General features: G+C 71.7%; 21 protein-coding genes. 14 read left to right on the forward strand and 7 right to left on the reverse strand.

The window, feature by feature from the left end; all coding sequences use genetic code 11:
- The first annotated feature begins 1 nt into the window (after position 1).
- Both ACFWXC_RS07985 and ACFWXC_RS07990 read left to right on the forward strand, forming a co-directional pair.
- Positions 2-961, forward strand: a complete 960-nt coding sequence (locus tag ACFWXC_RS07985; protein ID WP_384474790.1) for a peptidoglycan DD-metalloendopeptidase family protein — start codon at positions 2-4, stop codon at positions 959-961.
- 239 nt (positions 962-1,200) lie between these two features.
- Positions 1,201-1,986, forward strand: a complete 786-nt coding sequence (locus ACFWXC_RS07990) for an SGNH/GDSL hydrolase family protein (RefSeq protein WP_384474793.1) — start codon at positions 1,201-1,203, stop codon at positions 1,984-1,986.
- 45 nt (positions 1,987-2,031) lie between these two features.
- Here ACFWXC_RS07990 and ACFWXC_RS07995 read toward each other — a convergent pair whose 3' ends face one another.
- Together ACFWXC_RS07995 and ACFWXC_RS08000 are read right to left on the reverse strand one after the other, a co-directional pair.
- Positions 2,032-2,634 (reverse strand): TetR/AcrR family transcriptional regulator, encoded by a 603-nt coding sequence (locus tag ACFWXC_RS07995; protein WP_384474796.1) that lies wholly within the window; start codon positions 2,632-2,634, stop codon positions 2,032-2,034.
- A gap of 41 nt (positions 2,635-2,675) precedes the next feature.
- Entirely contained in the window at positions 2,676-3,218 is a 543-nt protein-coding gene (locus ACFWXC_RS08000) for a GNAT family N-acetyltransferase (RefSeq protein WP_384474799.1), read from the reverse strand.
- Between ACFWXC_RS08000 and ACFWXC_RS08005 the strand changes: the two genes are divergently transcribed.
- Complete coding sequence (locus tag ACFWXC_RS08005; RefSeq protein ID WP_384474802.1) at positions 3,217-3,819, forward strand: helix-turn-helix domain-containing protein; 603 nt, start codon at positions 3,217-3,219, stop codon at positions 3,817-3,819. The genes ACFWXC_RS08000 and ACFWXC_RS08005 overlap by 2 nt on opposite strands.
- A gap of 69 nt (positions 3,820-3,888) precedes the next feature.
- On the opposite strand, the gene ACFWXC_RS08010 is transcribed toward ACFWXC_RS08005, so the two are convergent.
- Positions 3,889-5,067 (reverse strand): Glu/Leu/Phe/Val dehydrogenase dimerization domain-containing protein, encoded by a 1,179-nt coding sequence (locus ACFWXC_RS08010; protein ID WP_384474805.1) that lies wholly within the window; start codon positions 5,065-5,067, stop codon positions 3,889-3,891.
- A 106-nt stretch (positions 5,068-5,173) separates the two neighbouring features.
- On the opposite strand from ACFWXC_RS08010, the gene ACFWXC_RS08015 reads away from it, so the two are divergent.
- From ACFWXC_RS08015 to ACFWXC_RS08050, 8 genes are all read left to right on the forward strand, one after another.
- Positions 5,174-6,424, forward strand: coding sequence for an MBL fold metallo-hydrolase (locus ACFWXC_RS08015; protein WP_384474808.1), 1,251 nt, complete (start codon positions 5,174-5,176; stop codon positions 6,422-6,424).
- Positions 6,425-6,511: 87 nt separating this feature from the next.
- Positions 6,512-7,672 (forward strand): DUF4037 domain-containing protein, encoded by a 1,161-nt coding sequence (locus ACFWXC_RS08020; RefSeq protein ID WP_384474896.1) that lies wholly within the window; start codon positions 6,512-6,514, stop codon positions 7,670-7,672.
- A 415-nt stretch (positions 7,673-8,087) separates the two neighbouring features.
- The gene (locus ACFWXC_RS08025; protein ID WP_384474811.1) at positions 8,088-10,511 is read left to right on the forward strand and encodes an ATP-binding protein; all 2,424 of its coding nucleotides are present in this window, start codon (positions 8,088-8,090) and stop codon (positions 10,509-10,511) included.
- Between the two features lie 68 nt (positions 10,512-10,579).
- A complete protein-coding gene (locus tag ACFWXC_RS08030) occupies positions 10,580-11,014 on the forward strand; it encodes a roadblock/LC7 domain-containing protein (RefSeq protein ID WP_046728213.1) in 435 nt (144 codons plus the stop codon).
- Between the two features lie 2 nt (positions 11,015-11,016).
- Positions 11,017-11,388 (forward strand): DUF742 domain-containing protein, encoded by a 372-nt coding sequence (locus ACFWXC_RS08035; RefSeq protein WP_351705625.1) that lies wholly within the window; start codon positions 11,017-11,019, stop codon positions 11,386-11,388.
- Entirely contained in the window at positions 11,366-11,965 is a 600-nt protein-coding gene (locus ACFWXC_RS08040; RefSeq protein ID WP_384474815.1) for an ATP/GTP-binding protein, read from the forward strand. Before ACFWXC_RS08035 ends, ACFWXC_RS08040 begins: the two co-directional genes overlap by 23 nt.
- A gap of 61 nt (positions 11,966-12,026) precedes the next feature.
- Positions 12,027-12,608 (forward strand): GAF domain-containing protein, encoded by a 582-nt coding sequence (locus ACFWXC_RS08045; RefSeq protein WP_384474818.1) that lies wholly within the window; start codon positions 12,027-12,029, stop codon positions 12,606-12,608.
- A gap of 57 nt (positions 12,609-12,665) precedes the next feature.
- Entirely contained in the window at positions 12,666-13,265 is a 600-nt protein-coding gene (locus tag ACFWXC_RS08050) for a TetR/AcrR family transcriptional regulator (RefSeq protein WP_384474821.1), read from the forward strand.
- 100 nt (positions 13,266-13,365) lie between these two features.
- On the opposite strand, the gene ACFWXC_RS08055 is transcribed toward ACFWXC_RS08050, so the two are convergent.
- Entirely contained in the window at positions 13,366-14,307 is a 942-nt protein-coding gene (locus ACFWXC_RS08055) for an alpha/beta fold hydrolase (RefSeq protein ID WP_384474824.1), read from the reverse strand.
- Positions 14,308-14,397: 90 nt separating this feature from the next.
- On the opposite strand from ACFWXC_RS08055, the gene ACFWXC_RS08060 reads away from it, so the two are divergent.
- Positions 14,398-14,991, forward strand: coding sequence for a TetR/AcrR family transcriptional regulator (locus tag ACFWXC_RS08060; protein WP_384474827.1), 594 nt, complete (start codon positions 14,398-14,400; stop codon positions 14,989-14,991).
- A 511-nt stretch (positions 14,992-15,502) separates the two neighbouring features.
- Positions 15,503-15,964: a GNAT family N-acetyltransferase gene (locus ACFWXC_RS08065; RefSeq protein ID WP_384474899.1), complete on the forward strand. Its 462-nt coding sequence runs from the start codon at positions 15,503-15,505 to the stop codon at positions 15,962-15,964.
- A gap of 241 nt (positions 15,965-16,205) precedes the next feature.
- Here the strand turns inward: ACFWXC_RS08065 and ACFWXC_RS08070 are convergent, their stop codons facing one another.
- The gene (locus ACFWXC_RS08070) at positions 16,206-16,784 is read right to left on the reverse strand and encodes a TetR/AcrR family transcriptional regulator (RefSeq protein WP_384474830.1); all 579 of its coding nucleotides are present in this window, start codon (positions 16,782-16,784) and stop codon (positions 16,206-16,208) included.
- Positions 16,785-16,874: 90 nt separating this feature from the next.
- On the opposite strand from ACFWXC_RS08070, the gene ACFWXC_RS08075 reads away from it, so the two are divergent.
- Complete coding sequence (locus ACFWXC_RS08075) at positions 16,875-17,321, forward strand: anthrone oxygenase family protein (protein WP_384474833.1); 447 nt, start codon at positions 16,875-16,877, stop codon at positions 17,319-17,321.
- 262 nt (positions 17,322-17,583) lie between these two features.
- Here the strand turns inward: ACFWXC_RS08075 and ACFWXC_RS08080 are convergent, their stop codons facing one another.
- Together ACFWXC_RS08080 and ACFWXC_RS08085 are read right to left on the reverse strand one after the other, a co-directional pair.
- Entirely contained in the window at positions 17,584-18,780 is a 1,197-nt protein-coding gene (locus ACFWXC_RS08080) for a YbfB/YjiJ family MFS transporter (protein WP_384474836.1), read from the reverse strand.
- Entirely contained in the window at positions 18,777-19,079 is a 303-nt protein-coding gene (locus tag ACFWXC_RS08085; protein WP_384474839.1) for a muconolactone Delta-isomerase family protein, read from the reverse strand. The genes ACFWXC_RS08080 and ACFWXC_RS08085 overlap by 4 nt, the downstream gene beginning before the upstream one ends.
- Between the last annotated feature and the right edge of the window lie 18 nt (positions 19,080-19,097).

Raw genomic sequence — 19,097 nt, forward strand, 5'->3', positions numbered from 1 at the left:
CATGCCCGCGAAGGGTAAGCACCGCCGCCCCAAGTCCCAGCGTTTCACCCGTTCGATGGCCGTCGCCGGAACTGGTGGCGCCGCGCTGGCTCTGCCGCTCATGGGGGCCACCGGCGCCCACGCGGCCACCTCGCAGTCCGTTTCCGAAAAGGCCACCCAGTCGCTGTCGACCGTCGAGAAGACGGCTGTGCGAAAGGCCGCCGCTCAGCAGTCCGCCGTTCAGGATTCCGGCACCGGTGATTCCGCGCGCCGCGTCTACACGGTGGTGCCCGGCGACTATCTCTCGAAGATCGCCCGCGAGCACGACGTCAAGGGCGGCTGGCACCGGCTCTACGCCGACAACCGGCAGGCCGTCGGCGACAACCCCTCGCTGATCCACCCCGGCCTCAAGCTCACGCTCGGCGGCCGCCACGCCGCGACGACGGACACCCCGAGCTCGGACTCCCGGTCCGGGACGCGGTCCCACGCGCGGTCCGACTCGCAGTCCTCCGCCCCCTCCTCGTCGCCCTCGGACACGGCCTCCTCCTCGGACGCGCCGACGACGACCGCCTCCGGTTTCACCCTCCCGGTCACCGGTGGCACCATCGGCACCGGCTACCACGTGGCCGGCAGCATGTGGTCCAGCGGCTACCACACCGGCGTCGACTTCGTCGTCCCGACCGGCACCCCGGTCAAGGCCGTCGGCGAAGGCACGGTCGTCACGGCGGGCTGGGGCGGTGCCTACGGCAACCAGGTCGTCATCAGGCTCGCCGACGGCTACTACGCGCAGTACGGCCACCTCTCCGCGCTCTCCGTCTCGGTCGGCCAGACCGTGACCGCGGGCCAGCAGGTCGGCCTCTCCGGTGCCACCGGCAACGTGACCGGCCCGCACCTCCACTTCGAGATCCGGACCACCCCCGACTACGGCTCGGACATCGACCCCGTCGGCTACCTCCGCTCGAAGGGCGTCGCCGTCGGCTGACCCGGTACGCCCACTGATCTGACACGCACTCCGAAGGCCGGACCCCCGATCCCCGGGTCCGGCCTTCGGGCGATCGACGCTTCAACGCCACTGCTCAGAGGCTTATTCCTGGCTTGGCCGAGTATTTACAAGTGTCTTATCTCACCGCTAGTCAACCCCTTATTACGGTCGCGTAGGTCACAGTTGAAGGTGAATCATGGTCCGACGTGGCAGACGATTCGAAGAGTGACAATGCATCAGTGATCGGGTCGTACGTGGCGGTGGGGGACAGCTTCACCGAGGGCGTCGGCGACCCCGGCCCCGACGGGGCGTTCGTCGGCTGGGCGGACCGGTTCGCGGTACTGCTGTCGGACCGGCAGCCCGAGGGCGACTTCGAGTACACCAACCTCGCGGTGCGCGGGAAGCTGCTCGACCAGGTCGTGGCGGACCAGGTGCCGCAGGCCCTGGAACTCGCCCCGGACCTGGTCTCCTTCTGCGCCGGCGGCAACGACATCATCCGCCCCGGCACCGACCCCGACGAGGTGGCCGAGCGGTTCGAGCGGGCCGTGGCCCAACTGACCGAGGCCGTCGGCACGGTTCTGGTGACCACCGGGTTCGACACCCGGGGCGTGCCCGTCCTCAAGCATCTGCGCGGCAAGATCGCCACCTACAACGGCCATGTCCGGGCCGTCGCCGACCGGTACGGCTGCCCGGTCCTCGACCTCTGGTCCCTGAAGACCGTGCAGGACCGGCGGGCCTGGGACGGCGACCGGCTGCACCTGTCTCCCGAGGGGCACACGCGCGTGGCGCTGCGGGCCGGTCAGGTGCTCGGCGTCGAGGTGCCGGCCGACCCGGACCAGCCGTGGCCGCCACTGCCGCCCCGCGGCACCCTGGAGGTCCGCCGCGACGACGTGCACTGGGCCCGTGAGTACCTGGTGCCGTGGATCGGACGACGGCTGCGCGGCGAGTCGTCGGGCGACCACGTGACGGCCAAGGGGGCGCTCTCCCCGGACGACATCAAGATGCGGATCGCTTCCGTGGCTTGAGGGCGGCAAGAACGCGTAAGGGGCGGCACCCTGGCGAGCCGCCCCTTACTGCTCCTCGGGAAGCCCCAGTTCGCGCGCCAGCGCCTCGTCGACCCACTCCTGCGCCCGGGAGCGCGACAGGGCGCCCGGGTACGAGGTGAGCTGGACCGCGAGCCCGTCGAGCAGGGCGGTCAGCCGCAGCGCCGCGGCCGTGGGGTCGGGGCACCGGAACTCGCCCGCGGCCACCCCTTCGGCGATGACCTCCGCGATCGCCGCCTTCCACTGCTGGTCCAGCCTCTTGGTGACCTCCCGCAGGGCGGGCTCGCGCAGCGCCACCGCCCAGCCCTCGATCCACAGCCGCCAGCCCTTGGCCTGCCCGGTCGGCGCGTACCAGCGCACCGCCGCCCGCAGCCGGCGGGACGCCGACGTACCTCGGCCCAGCAGCTTGCGCAGATGCGCCAGGTCGTCCTCGGCGGCGTAGGAGAAGGCGGCGGAGACCAGCTTCTCCTTCGTGGAGAAGTGGTACAGCACCAGCGCGTTGCTCACCCCGAGGGCCGAGGCGACATCGGCGATCCGTATCGCCGCCACGCCCCGCGCCTCGATCTGCTCGATGGCGGCCCGCAGCAGTTCCTCCCGCCGCTCGGCCACGCTCAACCGCACTCTCGCCACGCGGTCACCCTAATCGGTCGTACCCCGCGCGCGTCGCCGCGTCAGGCCAGCGGCAGCCGCATGAGCGTGAGGTCCAGCCAGCGGCCGAACTTGGTGCCCACCTCCCGGACCGTGCCGGCGTGCTCGAAGCCGAACCGCTGGTGCAGCCGGACCGACGCGGTGTTCTCCGCCTCGATGCCCGCGATCACGACGTGGTGGCCGGCCGCGCGCGCCGCGGTGATGAGAGCGCCCAGCAGCGCCGAGCCGATGCCGAGCCCGTGCCGGTCCTCGCGGACGTAGACCGAGTCCTCCACGGTGTGCCGGTAGCCGTCCAGCTCCCGCCATGGCCCGTACACCGCGAATCCGGCCACCTCGCCCGCCGCCTCGCCCGCCACTTCGGCCGCCACTTCGGCCACGAACGCCGAGCCGCGCGCCAGATGGATGGCGAGCCAGGCCGCTCCCTCGGCGGGAGACTGCGGGGTCTCGGTCCACAGCGCCGTCGAGTGCTCGATCGCGTGGTTGCGGATCGCCCGCACGGCCTCCGTGTCACCGGGGCGGGCCGGGCGGATCGTCACCGTCCCGCCTCTCTCGTATATTGGATTCATGTCCAACATAGTAGATCCGTCGGCGGACTCCTTGGCGGCACGGATCGCGGCCCGAGTCCGCACCGAGCGGGAACGCCGTCGCTGGACCCTGGCGCAGCTCGCGGACGCCTCCGGTGTCTCCGCGGCGATGATCAGCCGGATCGAACGCGGCGAGAGCAGTCCCACCGCCGTCGTCCTCGGCAAGCTGTCCGCCGCGTTCCAGCTGAGCGTCGCGTCCCTGCTCGCTCTCGCCGAAGGCGGCCAGGACGCCATGGCCGAGACCGCGGGAGTGCGGCGCGGCGCCGAGGCGGCCGAGTGGCGCGACCCCGGCACCGGCTACCGGCGCCGCCAGATCACCGGCCCGCGCTTTCCGGCGGAGATCGCCGAGATCCGCCTGCCCGCCGGGGCCCGGGTGCCCTACCCGGCCGCCGCCTTCGCCTTCGTACGACAGCTCGTCTGGGTCCTCGACGGCCGTCTGACCTTCCACGACGGCGACACGGTCCACGAACTCGACGCCGGCGACACCGTCGAACTCGGCCCGCCCGCCGAGCGTGTCTTCGCCAACACCACGGACGCCGAGTGCCGCTACGCCGTCGTCCTCACCCGCGACGCACAGCCGTAAGCACGGCGCCTTCCCGCCGAACCTCGTGGCCTCGCTTCAGGGCGCGGGCGCCGCTGAGCACCCGTCCCCTCAGCGGTACCAGCCGAACCGTTCCGTGATCACCGGCAGCCGGTCGCCCACCAGCGCGTGGGACGCGGCGCGCGGGGTCGTGCCGTCGGACTCCGCGCGATCCAGCATCAGCTCCACCAGGGCCCGCATCGAGCGGCGGGTGTGGGCGAACGCCTCGTCCGCGTCCGGGCCGATGTCGCCGAACAGGGTCCACCACCACCAGGCGTTGGTACCCGAGTTGACCACCACGTCCGGCAGCACGGTCACCCCGCGCGCCGCGAGCCGCTCCTCCGCCTCGGGCAGCACGGGCATGTTGGCCGCCTCCACGATCCAGCGGGCGGTGACCAGGTGCTCGTTGGCCGTGTCGACGGCGTAGGACACCGCCGCCGGCACCAGCACCTCCGCGTCGGCGGACAGCCAGGCGTCGCCCGGCAGCTCGAGATCGCCGGGGCGCAGCACCGCGCGGTCGACGGTGCCGTACGCGTCCCGCGCGCGCAGCAGCGCCTCGACGTCCAGGCCCGCCGGGTTGGCGATCGTGCCCTTGACGTCGGCGACGGCCACCACCGTGAGCCCCGCGCGGGCGAGGAAACGCGCCGTGGCCCCGCCCATCGTGCCCAGCCCCTGCACCGCGACCCGCGTCCCCAGGTACGGCACCCCGGCCCGGTCCAGGGCCGTCAGCGCCGACTCGGCGACCCCGCAGCCGCCGACCAGCTCGTCGAGACCGATCCCGTCCACCTCGATGGCGAAGGCGTCCGCCAGCCGCCGCCGGGCCGCCGCCTCGTCGTCCAGCAGCGGATACACGGCCTGGATCGAGGAGACCAGCCCCGCCTCGACGGCCGCCCGGTCCACCAGGTCCTGGGTGAGTCCGAGGTCCTCGCCGGTGGTCCAGAAGCTCTCGACATACGGCCGCATGGCACGCAGATAGCGGACCAGCAGGGCGTACGACCCCGGGTCCTGCGGATCGCAGTCGATGCCCCCCTTGGCGCCGCCCAGGGGGATGTAGCGGCCCTCGGGGTGGTAGTGCAGGGCCTCCTTCATCGTCATGCCGCGCGCCAGCCCGGTGACCTCCTCCAGGGTGCAGCCCGGCCGCATCCGCAGGCCGCCGCTGGCCACGCCCCGCACCAGCCGGTCGACGACCAGGAAACCCTGCCGGCCGGTGACGTGGTCGGTCCAGACGAGAGACATCAGTGGAGCGGCCATAGTGGCTCCCGAGAGGTTCGTGAAAGAGGGTGCTACTGAACAGTGGGTCAGTATCCGGAGCTGGGCGGCAGGGTGTCAACGCCGACCACCCGAGGGGCCGACCATAATGGAGTACCTCGGCCACACCACTGGAGGTACCGTGTCCCGTTTGCGTTCCCTGAGCTCCGGGCTCCGCGAGCTGCGGCCCGCTGCCTTCGGCGTGGACCCCAGCGGCGCACGCATGGCCCGCATCCAGGGCTCACCGCACTTCAAGGACGGTGTCTTCCAGAACCCCGGCGGTACCGCCCGCACCCGCCCCTCGGGCTCGATGCTGAACTTCGCGAAGATCTACTTCGAGAAGGAGCAGCGCGTCCGCCGCGCTCCCCGGGGCACCGTCCCGGTGCACGCCACCACGGTCGCCGACCTCGCCCGGCCCGCCGCGAGCGGGCTGCGGGTGACCTGGATGGGGCACTCCAGTGTGCTCGTGGAGATCGACGGGCACCGGGTCCTGTTCGACCCCGTCTGGGGTGAGCGCTGCTCCCCGTTCCCGTTCGCCGGGCCCAAGCGGCTGCACCCGGTACCGCTGCCGCTGGCCACGCTCGGCCCGGTCGACGTGGTGGTCATCTCGCACGACCACTACGACCACCTCGACCTGCCCACCATCAAGGCGCTGGCCGGCACGGACACCGTCTTCGCCGTGCCGCTCGGCGTCGGCGCCCACCTCGAACACTGGGGCGTCCCCGCCGACCGGCTGCGCGAGCTGGACTGGCACGAGGAGACCAAGGTCGGCGGGCTCACCCTGACGGCCACCCCCGCCCGTCACTTCTGCGGCCGGGGACTGCGCAACACCCAGCACACCCTGTGGGCGTCCTGGGTCGTCGCGGGCGAGCGGCACCGTGTCTACCACAGCGGTGACACCGGCTACTTCGAGGGTTTCAAGGACATCGGCGCCGACCACGGGCCGTTCGACGTGACGATGATCCAGATCGGTGCGTACAGCGAGTTCTGGCCCGACATACACATGACGCCCGAGGAGGGCATGCGGGCCCACCTCGACCTGCAGGGCGGTGGCCCGCACGGGGTGCTGCTGCCGATCCACTGGGGCACCTTCAACCTCGCCCCGCACCCCTGGGCCGAGCCGGGGGAGTGGACCAAGGACGCCGGCGACGGGGCGGGCCAGGGCGTGGCGCTGCCGCGACCCGGTGAGCCCTTCGAGCCGTCCGGGAAGCTGCCCGCCGAACCGTGGTGGCGCGAGGTGTCGGCGCCGATCGCCCGGCCGTGGCGCCCTGCCGTCCAGCCGCGCAGCGAGGCCGGGCCGCAGGACCTCGGCCTGGCCGGCGAAGCGGTGACCCCGGACGCGGACGATCTTGTGAAGTGACGGCGCCGCCGGTGTGACGGTGACGTGAAAGTGGCGTGCATGCCCCTGCACAACCTGGGCAGGGGCATCGGCATGAGTCACGCACATATGCCAACCCCTGCTTTTTTACCGGGACTTGAGCTGTCCCGGCGTTTCTACACCGAGGCCGTACGCTCGCTGCTGGAGGAGGCCGCCCCCGGCGTTCCGCACTCGGCGGCCCGGGTCGGCCCGGGCTCCGAAGTCCTCGGTTACGACACCGAACGTTCCGCCGACCACGAGTGGGGCCCGCGCCTCCAGCTCTTCCTGCACCCCCACGACGTGTCCCGCTACGGTGGGCGGATCAGACATGTGCTCGCCGAACACCTTCCGAAGACCTTCCACGGCTGGCCCACCCACTTCGCCGCCACGGGGGACCGCGACATCCGGGTCATGCGGGTCACCGACGGCCGCGTGCACCACCGGGTCGAAGTGACCGGTGTCTCCTCCTGGTTCCGCGCCGTCCTCGGCTTCGACCCGGCCTCCGGTGTCACTCCGGCGGACTGGCTCGCCACCCCGACCCAGCTTCTCGCCGAGGTCACCGCCGGCGCCGTGTTCCACGACGGCCTCCACACTCTCTCCCCGGCCCGGGCCGCCCTGGGCTGGTACCCCCATGACCTCTGGCTCCATGTACTCGCCTGCCAGTGGCAGCGCATCGCCCAGGAGGAGGCCTTCGTCGGCCGCTGCGGCGAGGTCGGCGACGAACTCGGCTCCGCCGTCGAGGCCGCCCGCCTGGTCCGCGACCTCATGCGGCTCTGCCTCCTGATGGACCGGCGCTACCCGCCCTACGGCAAGTGGCTCGGCAGCGCCTTCGCCCGGACCCCCGCGGCCCCTCGGCTCGCCCCCGTGCTCACCGCCGCTCTCGCCGCCACGGACTGGCACGCCCGCGAACGGCACCTGGCGCACGCGTACGAGATCGTCGCCCATCTGCACAACGAACTGGAGCTCACCGACCGGGTCGACCCGGCCACCCGCCCGTACCACTCCCGGCCCTTCCGGGTGCTGCGCGCCGACCGCTTCACCCGGGCCCTCGTCGCCCGGATCAAGGCCCCCGGCATACGGGAGCTGCCGACCGTCGGCGCGGTGGACCAGTTCGTCGACAGCGCGGACGTCCTGAGCCGCCCGGACCGGACGCGGGCCGTGGCCGCGGCGGGGACGGACGTGGACCGGCTCGACGGCCCTCCGCGGACGAGGACACACGGCGGCCGAGGGGAAAGAGGTCACCGTGGGTGATGTTCTGGGGGGTGATGGCGAGGGTGCGGCAGGCCAATGGGTCGTCCCGCCGGGCCTGCCGTGGGCGTGCGGACCGACGACCGGCGAGGGCGCGGTGTGCCGGTCGCTCCGGTCCCCCCTTTCTTCTTGTGACCGTTTTTGAGCAGCTCAGATCGGTCGTTGGCCGTTCAGGAGTGAGGTGGCGAGGGGGTTATCGGTCTTTCGTGCGACAGCTCATACCAGAGCAGGACCATCTCCGGGGGACTTTGTCAACTGCCCACCGCGCATGATGCGTTGGCGACTACTGTGAGTGTCCGTCGGGCGACACGGGGCCGAATTCTTTTGCGGTCCCCTCGGCCGGCACCGCGATGGCGCATGCCCACCTCGCGCGGCACGCGCGAGCAATTCAGGCCCGACGGACAGTACGAGGACGCAGATGTCTCACCTCCGTGCACCGGCCGCCCGCGCCGACCGCCGTGAGGGCGGTCGGCACGGACGTCCGGTCGCCCGACCCGTTCCCGCGCTGCCCGAGACCCACATACGGCCTCAGCTGATGCGCCTCGCCGTGCTGCCGCCGGTCGCGGTGGCACTCAGCGGCTGCGCGGCCGTCCTGTTCACCGTCCGCTCCACCGGTGCCCGGCCCAGTCTCACCCTGCTGGTCGTGCTCACCGGAGCGGTCTCGGTGACGGTCGCGGCTATCGTGATCGCCGCCGTGGCCGCGGGCCGCGCAGCCCGCTCGGTCAGCGACCGCGTCGGCATCCTGCGCCGCAACGCCGCCCGCGGCGAGGCCGATCTGCTGGCCCTCGTCGACGCGTTGCGCCGCGGCGAGACCCCGCCCCCGCGCAAGCCGCGCGGGGGACCGCCCGAAGACGCCGACGACTTCGAACTGCTCGCCGCCGACCTGTCCCGCGCGCACGACGGCGCCGTCACCGCCGTCGTGCAGGCGGCCCAGCTCTCCAGCCAGGCCGGCAGCGAACAGAAGCTGGAGGTCTTCGTCAACCTGGCGCGGCGGCTTCAGTCTCTCGTGCATCGAGAAATCTCGATCCTCGACGAGCTGGAGAACGAGATCGAGGACCCGGACCTCCTCAAAGGTCTCTTCCACGTCGACCACCTGGCCACCCGCATCCGGCGGCACGCCGAGAACCTCGCCGTGCTCGGGGGCGCCGTGTCCCGGCGGCAGTGGAGCAACCCCGTCTCCATGACCGAGGTCCTGCGCTCCGCCATCGCCGAGGTCGAGCAGTACTCCCGGGTCAAACTCGTCCCGCCGATCGACGGCGAACTGCGCGGGCACGCCGTCGCCGACGTCATCCACCTCCTCGCCGAACTCGTGGAGAACGCCACGGTGTTCTCCGCTCCGCACACCCAGGTGCTGCTCCGCGCCAACCTCGTCACCTCCGGCCTCGCGGTCGAGGTCGAGGACCGCGGGCTCGGCATGCCGGTCGGCGAACAGTCCAAGATGAACGCCCTGCTCGCCGACCCCGACCAGGTCAACGTCGCCAGCCTGCTGGCCGACGGTCGCATCGGTCTCTTCGTCGTCTCCCAGCTCGCCCGCCGCCACGGCATCAACGTCCGCCTCCAGACCAACATCTACGGTGGCGTCCAGGCCGTCCTCGTCGTCCCGCAGGCTCTGCTGGGTACGGCGCCGGGCACACCGGGGGCTCCGGGGGCGGTACCGCAGCCGCGCGACGCGGGAGCCGGGGGCGGCACTCCGGGGGCACCGGCCGGTGCGCCGGGAGCCGGGACCGCACGGTCGTCCGACACCACCGGGACGCCGGACGGCATCCAAGGCGGCGCCCCCGGACCGAACGCGGGAGCCGGGGGCCGGGCGGCCGACCCGGGCGGTGCGCCGGCGGACCGACGGCCCGCGCCGCAGCAGGGACCGGCCGCGCCCGCCGTCGGCGGGCGGCGCCGGCACGCACAGCACGGGGGCGCCCCCGCACCGCTGCCGGTACGCGGTACCCAGGAGACCCGGCTCAACCCCGCCGAGGCGCTGCCCGGCATCCGACCCGAGGACCGGCACGCGGTCGCCGAGCACGCCGGTGCCCCGCCCGTCCCGCGCGGCGGCGCGGTGCGCGGCACCATGGGCAAACCCCAACTGCCGCGCCGCCGCGCCCAGGAGCACATCGTCCCCCAGCTCCGCGGCGGCCCGGCACCCCGTCAGGACAACGAGGTGCCGGCCGGACACGACCCCGGCCTGATGGCCGCCTTCCAGCGCGGTATCGGCCTCGCCGAGGCCCAGCAGCATCTGGAGGCCAACCAGACGGAGCCGACAGCCGCCGAGTCCATGGGCGGGCCACATGGAGAGACCTTCTATACCGGGCTGACCAGTGTGGGCCTTGCCGACATGGGCGTCGCCGGCGTGGGCGTCGGCGACGGATCCGGTGTGACGAGGTCCGGTGAGGGGTCGGGGGGCGCGCCGAGCAGCGCATCCCACGCCACACATGCGGACGCCCCACATATGGACGGCACGCGCATGGATGCCATGCACATGGATGTCACGCACTTGGAGGCCACACCTATGGGCGCCGCCCATATCGAGGCGGCACACCGGGAGGCCGGGCGCATGGCCCCGGACTACACAGCCTCTGAACGTATGGCCTCAGACCGTATGGCTTCGGAGCACCTGGGTCCGGACCCCCGGGTCTCCGACCACATGGGCCCGGTGCACACGGCTCCGGCACACCCGGCCTCGGACCACCCGGCCTCGGACCACACGGCTCCGGCACACATGAGCCAGGCACAAGGGGCCCCGGTCGACCCCCGGTCCGCGTCCCGACCCCAGTCGCACTCCCCGGCCCTGCGCCCGGTGCACACCTCCGAATTCACCGCCCGGCCCGACGGGAGCGCACCGGCCGGATGACCCGCACCGTTTCCACCCCCACCCCCACCGCTCCCGCAGACCTTCGTACCTCAAGGAGTCGATCCACCATGGCGAGCGATGCGCCGACCGCCCAGGTATCCGACCTCGACTGGCTGATGAGCGGCCTCGTCCAGCGCGTACCCCACACCACCAGCGCGGTGCTCCTGTCCTGCGACGGACTGGTGAAGTCCGTTCACGGCCTCGACCCGGACAGCGCCGACCACATGGCGGCGCTCGCCTCCGGCCTGTATTCGCTCGGCCGCAGCGCGGGCGTCCGCTTCGGCGACGGCGGGGACGTCCGTCAGGTCGTCGTCGAACTCGACTCGACGCTGCTGTTCGTCACCACCGCCGGCTCCGGCACCTGCCTCGCCGTGCTGGCCGGCCGGGAGGCCGACGCCGCCGTCCTCGGCTACGAGATGGCGATGCTGGTCAAGAGCGTCCGCCCGTACCTCGTCACCGCGCCCCGGCAGCATGCCGTCGAACCCACGGCGATGAGGCCTTGAGGGTGGCGGCAGCCGGCGACGGGCCATGGCTGGACGATGCGGCCGGACGCCTGGTGCGCCCGTTCACGGTCAGCAACGGCCGCACCGAGCCCAGCATCGCCTTCGACCTGATGTCGCAGGTGATGGCCACCGGGGCCACCCCCCTCGGCTACCTCGGCCCCGAGCACGCGCAAGCGCTCGACCTGTGCCGCGCACCCGTCTCGGTCGCCGAGATCGCCGCGCACCTCAAGCTGCCCGCCGTGGTCACCAAGGTGCTGCTCTCCGACCTCGTCGACTGCGGGGCGCTGACTGCCAAGCCCCCCGTGTTCCACCACAACCCGACTGACCGGTCTCTTCTGGAGGCAGTGCTCGATGGACTACGACGACAGCTGTGACCCCTTCCCCACCGCGCTGAAAATCCTGGTGGCCGGTGGGTTCGGGGCCGGCAAGACCACCTTCGTGGGCGCGGTCAGCGAGATCGCGCCGCTGTCCACGGAGGAACTCCTCACCACGGTGAGCGCCGCGACCGACAACCTCGACGGCATCGAGAACAAGGTCGAGACGACCGTGGCCATGGACTTCGGCCGCATCACCCTGGACCCCGAACACGTGCTCTACCTGTTCGGCACGCCCGGGCAGGAGCGGTTCTGGTTCATGTGGGACGAGCTGTCCGAGGGCGCGCTCGGCGCGGTCATCCTCGCTGACACCCGCCGTCTGGAGGACTGCTTCGCGGCCGTCGACTTCTTCGAGGAGCGCGGGCTCGGCTTCATCGTCGCCATCAACGAGTTCGACGGTTCCTACCGATACGACCCCGAAGAGGTGCGCGCCGCCATCGACCTCGACCCGGCGGTCCCGGTCGTCCGCTGCGACGCCCGTATCTCCAGCTCCGGCGTCCAGACCCTGCTCACCCTCGTCCGTCATCTCATCGCCCACGCTCCGGTTTCCGCGCCGAGCCACGGCGCCCACATGTGAACCCCATACACCCCTCACGGAGCCCATATATGACCCACGTCCACAGCGACGGAGCCCGCCCATGAGGTACGACCCGTCGCGCCCGGCCGGTCGTCTGCTGCTCACGCCGGAGGACAAGGAGGTGCCGGTACGTACCAGGCGCCTTGGCCAGCTGGGCCTCGGCGAACGCCCCGACCCCGCGCTGGACGCCTACGCGGACCGGCTCGCCGAGGTCACCGGGACGCCGTACGCCATGGTCAACTTCATCGGCGAGAACCGGCAGTTCTTCGCGGGCCTGCACCTGCCGGCCGTGCCGCCGCCGGTGGTGAAGCCCGACGGGACCACGCCGGTGCTGGGCCGTGAGCTGGCCCGCGACCATGGGTTCTGCCCCCACGTGGTGGTCCGGCGCAAGGCGTTGGTCCTGGAGGACGTCTGCGACTACCCGCGGTTCGCGGGCAACCCGGTCGTCGACGAATTCGGCGTCCGTTCCTATCTGGGCGCCCCGCTCATCGACAGCACGGGGACGGCGCTCGGCACGGTGTGTGTGGTCGACGTGGAGCCGCGGCCCTGGGGCCGGGCCGGTCTGGAGACCATCAAGTCGTCGGCGGCGGATCTGGTGGCCCGCATCGAGCGACGCGAGGCGGACGGGCTCCCGTTGCTGTGACGAGGGGAACGGTCCCGTCACTAGCCGACCGGTCTAGTACGCCCGTAGGCTGGTCGTATGGGACGCACCAGTGACGCCAAGCGGAAGATCCTCGACGCCGCCCGCTCGCTGATCGAGGGGCGCGGGTACTCGGCGCTCGGGGTGGCCGAGATCTGCAAGGCGGCCGGGGTGCCGAAGGGCAGTTTCTACTACTTCTTCGAGTCCAAGGAGGCCCTCGCGCTCGCGGTCGTCGACGAGCACTGGGAGGCCCAGAAGCGCGAGTGGACGCAGGCCCTGACCGGCGAGGCGGAGCCGCTCCAGCGGTTGCGGCGGCTGTTCGAGGAGACGGAGGCCGGTCAGCGTGCCGTCCAGCAGGGCTGCGGCACGGTGGCGGGCTGTCTGTTCGGGAACCTCACTCTGGAGCTGAGCAACCAGACCGAGGTGGTCCGCGGGCGGTTGCAGGACATCTTCGACGCGCAGATCGGCATGGTGGAGTCGGTCATCGCCGAGGCCCGCGAGCGCGGCGAGGTCGGGGTGACGGACACCAGGGAGGCGGCGCGGGCGGTGGTGGCCCAGCTGGAGGGCCAGGTGATGTTCGCCAAGCTGTACAACAACACCCAGCGGCTGAGCCCGATGTGGCAGAACTGCCGGTCTCTGCTCGGCGTGACGGCGGCCTAGCCGGGGTGTGACAGGCGGTCTTCTGCCAGTACAGCTGGTTCGGCGAGGGTGCGGAGGATCTGGTGTAGGCGAACTCCCTGAGCGCTCTGCCCGACATGCTCTACCTGACATGCGCGTGATCGATGAACGCGGTCAACGCGTCCACGGTTGCCTCGGGCTGCTCGTCGGGAATGAAGTGTCCGGCTTCCGGGATGACGACGCCGGTCACGTTCTGTGCCCAGGGGCTGAGGGAGGCGGCCATGTCGGGGATCGAGCCGTGGGAGCTGGAGATTCCCAGGACCGGGACGGTCAGGTGCCCTCGTCGGAGAGCTTCGTGGTTCTTGCGCGCTGATTCGGCGGCGTCGCGGAAGTAGCCGAGAGCCGCCCGGAGCCCTCCCTCGGCGGCGAGGGAGGCGGCGTAGTGGTCGATGTCGGCGCTGTCGAAGGTGTTCGGGGACAGCGTTTTGACCCTGAGGAACCAGCCGACGTAGTCGCGCTCGCGGCCGGTGAGCAGGGTTTCGGGCAGGTCGGGCACCAGGTGGAAGGCGAGGTGCCAGGTCTTCCAGGCCCGGTCGGGATCGGCCGGGATGGCGTCGGGGAGGGTGATCCCCGGGATGCCGGCGTCGAGCAGGGCGACGCCGTGCAGGTGCTCTTGGTGCTTCAGGGCGAGCGAGAAGGCGACGCAGGCCCCGATGTCGTGGGCGACGAGCCAGTACTGCGGCACGTTGAGCGCGGTCAGCGCGGCCTGGACGTACGAGGCGACGGTGTGGGTGTCGTAGCTCCCGTGGGGGCGGTCGGAGTGGCCCTGTCCCGGCAGGTCGATCGCGATCACGTGGAATCGCTTCGCAAGGCGCGGCATCGCCTTGTGCCACGCCCACCAGGTCTGCGGGAATCCGGCGAGCAGCACGAGGGTGGGGCCGTTCGACCGGCCGCCTTCCACGGCGTGGAGCCGGATTCCTTGCGCGTCGACCCAGCGGTGGGTGAAACCCGCGAGGTCGTGCAGCGGCAGCCCGGTGACGTGGTCGTGGCCGGGAGGGCGGTTCGGGGTGGTGGTGTCGGTCATGTCCCGAGCCTAACGCATCTTGAACCGATCAGTTCAAGATAGGATGGGTGAGGCCGGGACGGGCCGGCTCAGGAACGGGGTGCGTGTGTGATGGCCGGGAAGAAGCAGTTCGACGTGGACGTCGCGCTCGACGCGGCGATGGTCCAGTTCTGGCGGGCCGGGTACGCCGACACCTCGCTCGACGACCTCTCCGGGGCGACCGGACTGAACCGAAGTTCCCTCTACTCCTCGTTCGGCGACAAGGAATCGCTCTACCTGCGCTGCCTGGACCGCTACGCCGTCCGGTACGGAGACAGGTACGACCAGGCGCTTTCCTGCGGTGCGGCCGGGGAGTCGCTGCGGGCGGTGCGGGCGTTTTTCGAGGTCACCCTCCAGCGCATCGCGGATCCCGACGTGCCGGACGGATGTCTGGTCGCCCAGACCGCGATGGCGACACCCGTACTCAGCCCCGCCATCGCCGCGCGTGCGATCGAAGCGGTGGGGCTTCAGCACGCGCGGCTGCGGACCGCCTTGAACACCGCGGAGTTGACCGAGGGTGACGCCGAGAACTACGCCACTCACATCACGGCGGTCAACCAGTCGCTGGCCGTGATGAGCAGGGCCCGGGCGAGCCAGGAGCAGCTCCGTACGATCGTCGACATCAGCATGAACGCGCTCTCGCAGGCTCTGCACGGCCGGGGCTAGAAGACTGACGGAGATGGTGAGTTCCGGTCCTGCCGTCTGAGCGGCGGGGACAGACGCGTGTTGTGGCGATGGGCCGGATCATCGCCGCTGTCCGCGCCGTCATGCGGGAAGTCCCGCAGCCGACCGGGTTCCGGCCGCGCGGTGCACCGCACGCGACGTCACCGCCCCCGGCAAGCCCCGCATCGCCTGGAACGACCGGCAGACCCGCCCTCGACCTCGGCCGACTGATCAACCTCGGACTCACCCACACCGGCACCACCCGGCAACTCAACTCAGCGCCCGCATGGGCAAAAACTCAGCCACCGCATGGGCAAAGGAGCTCCCGGCCACACTGCCAGACCATCCTCGGCAGGATCTTCATCGCTCTTCCAGGGTGTGTATCGAAAGTCGCTGGCTGTGACTCTGTGGCCTGTGTTTCCATTCCGGAGTGAACATCGAGAGCTCCGGGGTGCCTGCTGAGAGTCGGAGTCTCTGCGTCCGGCAGCGGACGGAGGGCGACGTCGAGGAATGCGTGCGGGTCCTCGCCGAGGTGCATGCGCGCGACGGCTATCCGGTGAACTGGCCCGATCGGCCCGGCGAGTGGTTGTCCCACGGTCCGCTGCTGGGCTCCTGGGTTGCCGAACTCGAAGGCCGCCTCGTCGGGCATGTCGGTTTGTCGCACGTCGGCGAAGGCGATCTGGCTCCGACGTTGTGGAGCGAGCGGAACGGGACGACGCGGAGCATGACCGCCGTGGTCAGCAGACTCTTCGTTTCGCCGCAGGCGAGGGGGCATCGGATCGGTGCACTGCTGATCGGCCGAGCAGTGGAGGAAGCGCGGCGTCATGGCCTGCATCCGGTGCTCGACGTCGTCACATCCGATACGGCCGCGGCGGCCCTGTACGAGCGGCTGGGCTGGGAGCTGATGGCTACGGTCGAGCAGCAGTGGAGCCCGCACCAGACGGTGGCCGTCCGCTGTTACACGGCGCCATCGTGACGTGGCCGGTCATAGCCGCTCGTTGAGGGCCGCGAGGAGCACGGCCGCCTCGTGGCGGACCGCAAGCCTGTCGTACCGGGTGGCCATGGCGCGGTGCCCTTGAGGCGATCGATGCCGCATTCGACCGCGTGCCGGGCTTTGTGATCCCGCGGGTCGAACATCGGCGGCCTGCCGGAAGCGATGCCGCAGGCATGCAACCGGGGCCCGAGGACCCCGGCTGCGTGCCCGCCGGAACGGTGTGTCAGAGCATGGCGAGTCGGTCCACCAGCAGTTCCACCCTCCGCTCGGCGTCCCTCGGTGGCAGCCGTCCCGCCCGGGTCAGGGTGGCCAGCCCGTGCAGGGCCGCCCAGAACACCTCGGTGAACAGTCCCGGGTGAACCCCGTCCCCGGCGACCTCGCCGAGGCTCTCCAGCAGGGCGGCGAAGGCGTCCTTCAGCGGCTCCGGGGTGTCCTCCTTCGCGAACGCCAGGCCGCCGTCGAGCTGGAACATGGCGTCGTAGACCGCCGGGTTGCGCTCGGCGAAGTCGAGGTAGGCGCGGGCGAGGGCAGTGACCCGGGTGCGAGGGCCGTCCGCGGCGGAGGTCGCGGCCCGCAGCGCCGCGGCCATCTCGGCGGCACCTTCGAGGGCGACGGCGCCGATGATCTCGCGCTTGCCGCGGAAATGACTGTAGAGGACGGGCTGGCTGTATTCGATGCGCTCGGCGAGCCGGCGGGTGGTGACCGCGTCCCAGCCCTGCTGCTCGGCGAGTTCGCGGGCCGTCGCCACGATGAGGCGCTCGCGGCCCGCCCGTTCGCGCTCCTTGCGTTCCTGTACCGACATGATTCGATCCTAGCATCGCTAGACAAGCGAGCGGCAGCAGAGCTAGCTTTGCCTCATCAGCTAGCAACACTAGATTCCGGGAGGGGCATCATGCTCAACGCACTCGAGGTCTTCACCACCGTGGTCGTCGGCCTGATGGTGGGGGTGGAGTTCTCCGTCGCCTTCGTCATCAACCGGATCCTCAACGCCCTCCCCGAGGACAGTGGCCAACTCGGCCGCGCCCACGGGGGCCGGATGCTCGGCGCCCTGATGCCGTTCTGGTACATCGGCTCGCTCGTCCTCGTCGCGGTCTGGGCCATCGCCGGACGGCACCACCCGGGCGCCGGCCTCGTCGTCACCGCCGGCGCGTTGCTGATCCTCAGCGTGATCATGTCGCTCCTGCTGCTCGTCCCGATCAACAACCGGGGCAAGACGTGGACCCCCGAGAACCGGCCCGAGGACTGGAAGGAGCAGATGAACCGCTGGGACCGCTTCCACTACGTCCGCGTCGCCGTCATCATCGCCGCCTTCGCCCTGCTCGTCGCCGCCCTCGCCTGAGCCCGCGGACCGACACCGCGCCGGCGGCGCACAACCCCCACTCCCCGGGCGGCAGCGGGCCACCGGAACCCCGGCATCCGGGAACGCGGCTGCCGCTGAGAGCCCACGACTGCGATCCCGGCACGCTACGCTCCGCGAGGTACGGCTCGATGAACTCCCAGCCCACATCGGTCAGTTGCGTGCGTGTCATCCAAGGCGATCCACTGGATCGAAGATCAGCGCGTGGGAGGGGCCCGCTCATTGATCACGACCGGTACCCGCCCTAGGTGTGGGTGGCCCCGGCCCGCTGTCGTTGTCGTACCGGTGCTGTGTGGTCCCCGCCCATGTGGTGCGGGAAGCCGATTCGCAGCACGGCGGCGGCCGCGGCCGAGGCGAGGACCAGCGCGGCGGCCAGGAGCAGGGCCTGGTGGTAGCCGTGGCGCAGCAGCGGGGCGACGGCCAGCGGGCCCAGGATCTGACCGACGGAGTATCCGGCGGTCAGGAGGGCGACGGAGCGCGGGAAGCGCAGATGTGCCCCCGTGGCCAGGGCCAGGGTGCTGACGCCCAGGAACGTCGCGCCGAACAGCACCGCCGAGCCGAGGGCGGCGGCCGTACTCCCGGTCACCGCGGGCAGGGCGATACCGACCGCCTGGACCGTGAGCGCGGTGAGCAGCAAGCCGGGGCGGGACCACCGGCGCCCCAGCCGGGCCCACAGCGCCGAGGACGGTACGGCGGCCAGCCCCACCAGCACCCAGGCGCCGCTGCCCACCCAGCCCGGGGAGCCCTGGCCGATCGCCGCGACCAGGAAAGTACCGGCGACGATATAGCCGACGCCCTCCAGGAAGTAGCTGACGAACAGGGCGCCGAACCAGCGGTGGGTCCGGGCCGCCGTCCGGCTCCCGGGCACCGCGGCGGCCGGCGCGTCCTCGGGCCGTAGATTCCACGAGGCCGCGGCCAGCACTGCGGCGAGCGCGGCGGCGGCCCACCAGGCGGCCCGCCAGTCGGCGACCGGCCGCAGGGCCAGTACCAGCAGACCGGACAGTGCGATTCCGGCGCCCACGCCGCCGAAGGCCCAGCCGGGCAGGTGCGCCGGGTGTTCCCGCAGATGGTGCAGCAGGGAGGCGACGGCGACGACGAAGACCAGGGCGCTCGCCGCCCCGGCCAGCAGCCGCAGCACGCCCCACACCACGGTGCTGTGGGTGAGGGGCATCGCGGCGAGCGTGGCGGTCAGCAGGAGCAGGGAACCGCGCAGCACCGTGCGGGACCGGACCAGCGCGGGAGCCAGCGTGCCGGCGAGCGCGCCGACCAGATAGCCGACGTAGTTGGCGGTGGCCAGGTTCGCCCCGGCACCGGCGGACAGGCCCGCCCGGGCCTGCATCAGGGGCAGGATCGGGGTGTAGACGAACCGGCCGACACCCATCCCCGCGGCGAGCGCGGCGCCCGCCCTGACGACATGGGTCCAGGGAGATGCGGTGGTCATCGGGTGCCGTCGGCCCGGCCCGGATCGTTGGGGTGGGACTCCAGCGGGGTGACGGTCACCGTCATCCACGGGCGCAGCGGCAGGGTGCCGAGCACCTTCTCGTGGAGTTCCTCCTCGTCGGTGGCGCACCAGACGCCGATGCTGCGCAACTCGCCGACGGGGCGCCACAGTCGGGCCAGCCGGCCGGTCGCCGCCAGTTCCCTCGAACGGACGGCCTCCGCCGCCCGCCGCCGGTCGACCTCCTCCTGGCCCGTGCCCTCGGGGACGGTGGTGGTGATCTGGACGAGGAACTCTCGCACGACGTGCTCCCTCCGGTC

Source organism: Streptomyces sp. NPDC058683, assembly GCF_042716195.1.
In the GTDB taxonomy this organism is placed as follows: domain Bacteria; phylum Actinomycetota; class Actinomycetes; order Streptomycetales; family Streptomycetaceae; genus Streptomyces.